This window comes from Acinetobacter lwoffii (genome assembly GCF_024129115.1).
GTDB lineage: Bacteria > Pseudomonadota > Gammaproteobacteria > Pseudomonadales > Moraxellaceae > Acinetobacter > Acinetobacter lwoffii_T.
Window position 1 is genome coordinate 1 of record NZ_JAMXXO010000046.1, and the last position, 4,220, is coordinate 4,220.

Sequence of the window (4,220 nt, forward strand, 5' to 3'; positions counted from 1 at the left end):
AGAAAGCTGTTATTGAACAAAGAAATTTAAATCCTGTGCTTGACTCTTGCAGTTAAAAACAGGAGATTTTAAATGGTTTATCGCATAGACACTTTAAATGGGTTCTAACATAATGGATGTTCGTATAGATTAATTGCATATTGTATTCGATCAAATACAATATAGTGAGAAGATAAGGAATCCTCATGCTTGAAATTATACGTCTTCCAGAATTTGATGAATGGTTGGATGGCATTAAAGACAATATGACTCGTATTCGCTTGAATCGTGGATTAGATAAGGTTCAACGTGGAAATTGGGGGAGACATCAAACCTCTCCAAGATGGCGTTTGGGAAATGAGAGAATTCTTCGGTTCTGGGTGGAGGATGTATTATATCCAACATGGTGACGTAGTGATTGTAATGCTTGGTGGAGGAGATAAATCAACTCAGCAACAAGACATCGATCGTGCAGTCAAACTATCGAAAACATTGGAGGATTAAAATGGTTAGAGTCGCTGATTTACCAAGTTTTGATATGGCTGAGTCACTCAAAACTGAAGAAGATATTGTGATGTATCTCAACATGGTTCTTGAAGAGAATGATCCAGCTGAATTAGCTCATGCTCTTGGTGTTATTGCTAAAGCTCGTGGCATGACTCAAATCGCTAAAGAAGCAGGAATTGGGCGTGAGGCACTCTACAAAGCCCTACGTCATGATTCAGCACCACGTTTTGATACGATTAATCGTGTAGTGAATGCTTTAGGCTTAAAACTCAAAGTACAACACGCCTAAGACTTTAAAAAATATAGTAAAAATGGGAGCTAAAGGCTCCCATTTTTAGATTCGTATAACGTGTATTATGTTAATTTTAGAGAAACTCATAAATGAATATAATAATTTGATTAAAATCCATTCTCTAAAATTCGGATATCAACACCAAGAACATCATCTTTTATCTTAAAGTGATGTTCTTGCATATGTACGGTTGCAAGGTGGGAATCTAAATGCTTGATACTTTTCCATTTTTCCAACATAACGACTGTATTTTTCAATGGCGCCTGATAAGACGCATGACTCTCATGATTAATAAGTAATTCGTAACCAAAACAACCATCTTCTTCAAGCACTGTTGGTGTGATCTCCTTGAATGAATTGATTACATGTTGCAGATGCTCTGAACCGGGTTCTATTTTAATTTCAGCAATAATTGTTAACATCATTTACCTCTATATCACTGATGCAGGAAAATTACGGATCAAATGTTGGCGATAGTCATCTTTTATTTGTGGTACGTTTGGTGCTTTGATGACGTCATGAGCAATAAATGTTGACATGCTTTGCATACCAAGAAACTCATTGGCTTTTCGAAAAGGCAAATAAACCCCATCTACACCTCTCCCCTCAAAAAATTGTTTTGGATCAGTGAATGCTTCAGCAGGTGCATTCCAAGTTAATGACAGCATAAATTTTTTGCCATGCATTAAACCTCCCGAACCATATTTTTTAGAAGTATCCGAACGTGAACGACCATCATTTGCGTATATATGACCATGACCTTCAGTAAATACATCATCAATATATTTTTTTACTGTCCATGGTGCACCCATCCACCAGTCTGGCATTTGATAAATAATAGCATCAGCCCAAAGATATTTTTTTACCTCCTCTTTTGGATCAAAAGCACTATCAGCACGCGTAACTTTAACTTTATGACCTAATTCGGTTAATACTTCTTCTGCTAAAATTGTCAAGGTATCATTCAATTCACCATTAGAATGGGCAAAAGTTTTAGCACCATTGATAATTAAAATATTATTCATCTTCATCCCAAATTAAATAGAGAAGTACAATATAAATTTAAGATCCATCAACATAAATGCAATTATTAACAAAACATTATTGATTAATTGTTAATAATTAAAATTGATATATAATTAAAAATTATTTTTTATTAATGATTTACTTAGATATGAAATCTACATTTGATGAACTTTTAGTATTTGTTACGATCGCTGATTGTGGCTCTATAGTGAAAACAGCAGAACAATTAAATCAAACAACATCTGCTATCAGTCGCACATTACAACGCCTCGAAAAAAAATTAAATGTTAAATTAATCGAACGTACAACCCGTAGCCTTAACCTTACCTATGATGGAAAAATTTTTTTAGAAAGAGCAAGAAAATTACTTTCTGATTTGAATGAAGCTGAAGAGTTGTTAATTAATCCAGGTACTGAACCTACAGGCTTAATTAAAATAGATTCAGCAACACCGTTTGTATTGCATGTAATTATTCCATTAATACCAGAGTTTATAGAACGATATCCAAAGATCAGTATTGAACTAACTAGTCATGATCATGTAATTGATTTATTAGAGCATAAAATAGATGTTGCTATACGATTTGGTGATCTAGAAGATTCAAGTCTCTATGCAAAATTATTATATAAAAGTCGTTTGTATATCGTTGCTAGCGCTGAATATCTCAAAAAAAATAACTTACCAAAATCTATTATTGAGTTAAATCAACATAGATTATTAGGATTTAGCCATCCTTTGCATTTAAATAATTGGCCAATTTATATAAATGATCAACTATATAAAACTTCACCATCTATTACAGCTTCTAATGGCGAAAGTGTTCGTCAACTTGCTTTACAAGGCGTAGGAATCGCTTGTCTCTCTGAATTTTTAATTTTAAAGGATATAAACGAAGGTAAATTAATTGCTTTATTTGAAGATGAAATAAAAATTCATGAGCAAAAAATCCATGCTGTCTATTACAAAAAAAATTATATACCTAAGAGAGTTAGATTATTTATTGATTATTTATATGAAAAATTACAACAGCTTAATTAATTTTAAATGGATTTTTCAAACCAAAGTTTGAAAAATATCTAATTTTTTAGGCATATTTTAGTTGAATAATGTTTGAAATAAATCTCCATTTAACATAATGGTTGTTATGCGAAGTCGACTTGTAATGCAATTTGCATTACAATATTCCTAGTACATTAAACACTTGGGAAATATGATGGCTACTGTTAACTTCAGGGTCGATGAAGCCCTTAAAGAAAAATCTTATTCAATCCTTAAAGAGCAAGGTATTGCACCTACGGATTTCTTCACTAGTATTCTTGAGTATGTTGCTACGACTGGGAAACTGCCCGTCAAAAAAGCTTTGCTTTCGGAAGAAGATGAAGAATTATTAGCTCTTGTCCGTAAGCGCATTAACGATCCTAAAGAGATGTTTGAGGAAGTCACATTAGATGACTTATAAGCTTTTACGTCACAAGGACTTTACAGCAGAATGGGAAAAACTCCCTGTTGCTATACGAGATCAATTTAAAAAGAAACTAGCTAAAGTCATAGAGCAGCCACATATTCCAAAGAACATGCTTAGAAGCGCTCTTGCAGGTTGCTATAAAATCAAATTATTAAAAGCTGGTGTCCGACTTGTCTATCAAGTTAAAGATGATCAGGTAGTTATCCTGCTCATTACCGTCGGAAAACGAGCTGATAGCATAGTTTATGACGAAGAGAAAAAGCGAATTAAAGATTAAAAATGGGAGCTTATAGCTCCCATTTTTATGTTATTCCCAAATAGAAATGTCCTACCTACTAACCAAATAGAAATGTCCTATATGGACATTTCCAAGTCAAGCACAAGATTTAGATTTCGTTGTTGAATTGTTGTTTTCTGTGCACGTCTTCTTGGCATCTTTTGAGAACGATTGCGTTTGTTTTGTTGTTCCAGTTCTTCATGCTGTTGTTTGATATGATTCAGAACAGCACCCAACCGTTTATTCTCAACAATCTCTCGCTGATTCAGCTGACTTAATTTATCGAAGAGGCTGTAATTGATCTTTCGGCCATCATGCATGATCGCCACAGTGCCATCCGGGTACTCCAGAAATGAAATATATTGCCCAACAAGCTTATGATTTAGCTCTGTCGGTTCAAGCAGATAAATACACTTGTCATACGTGATGGTGAGGTTCTTCGTGACCTTACGCGGTTCCTGCCAGGTGAATATATCCTCCAGCTCAGCATCAGATTCTGTTAGCGGACGATGTAAGTTCTTTGAATTTCGCGCACACTTGGCAAACTTCTGGTTGAACTGCTCAATAAAGCAGGGTAGCCAGGCATTGGCCTCAGCAATCGAACTGATGCCTTCCAGACGCATCTCCTTGATCAAACGGTCTTGAAGGGTTCTATTCGCGCGTTCTACGCGAC

Annotated in this window: 7 protein-coding genes and 1 pseudogene; 5 read left to right on the top strand and 3 right to left on the bottom strand. The window is 34.8% G+C overall.

The window, feature by feature from the left end:
- Positions 1 to 185: 185 nt before the first annotated feature.
- Positions 186 to 483 (top strand): annotated as a pseudogene (locus NI470_RS15470) (type II toxin-antitoxin system RelE/ParE family toxin).
- Between the two features lies 1 nt (position 484).
- A complete protein-coding gene (locus NI470_RS15475; RefSeq protein ID WP_180039173.1) occupies positions 485 to 775 on the top strand; it encodes an addiction module antidote protein in 291 nt (96 codons plus the stop codon).
- A gap of 110 nt (positions 776 to 885) precedes the next feature.
- Here the strand turns inward: NI470_RS15475 and NI470_RS15480 are convergent, their stop codons facing one another.
- Both NI470_RS15480 and NI470_RS15485 read right to left on the bottom strand, forming a co-directional pair.
- Positions 886 to 1,200, bottom strand: coding sequence for a putative quinol monooxygenase (locus NI470_RS15480; protein WP_004281786.1), 315 nt, complete (start codon positions 1,198 to 1,200; stop codon positions 886 to 888).
- A 9-nt stretch (positions 1,201 to 1,209) separates the two neighbouring features.
- Positions 1,210 to 1,803 (bottom strand): NAD(P)H-dependent oxidoreductase, encoded by a 594-nt coding sequence (locus NI470_RS15485; protein WP_253148988.1) that lies wholly within the window; start codon positions 1,801 to 1,803, stop codon positions 1,210 to 1,212.
- Between the two features lie 149 nt (positions 1,804 to 1,952).
- Here NI470_RS15485 and NI470_RS15490 point away from each other — a divergent pair, with 149 nt between their 5' ends.
- The 3 genes from NI470_RS15490 (at position 1,953) to NI470_RS15500 (ending at position 3,547) form a co-directional block, all read left to right on the top strand.
- Positions 1,953 to 2,843, top strand: coding sequence for a LysR family transcriptional regulator (locus NI470_RS15490; protein WP_004281790.1), 891 nt, complete (start codon positions 1,953 to 1,955; stop codon positions 2,841 to 2,843).
- Between the two features lie 175 nt (positions 2,844 to 3,018).
- Positions 3,019 to 3,264, top strand: a complete 246-nt coding sequence (locus NI470_RS15495; protein ID WP_000246756.1) for a type II toxin-antitoxin system RelB/DinJ family antitoxin — start codon at positions 3,019 to 3,021, stop codon at positions 3,262 to 3,264.
- A complete protein-coding gene (locus NI470_RS15500) occupies positions 3,254 to 3,547 on the top strand; it encodes a type II toxin-antitoxin system RelE family toxin (protein WP_253148987.1) in 294 nt (97 codons plus the stop codon). The genes NI470_RS15495 and NI470_RS15500 overlap by 11 nt, the downstream gene beginning before the upstream one ends.
- 77 nt (positions 3,548 to 3,624) lie before the next feature.
- Here the strand turns inward: NI470_RS15500 and NI470_RS15505 are convergent.
- Positions 3,625 to 4,220, bottom strand: a 596-nt coding sequence (locus NI470_RS15505) for a transposase family protein (RefSeq protein WP_481124122.1), incomplete at its 5' end; no start/stop codon positions are given.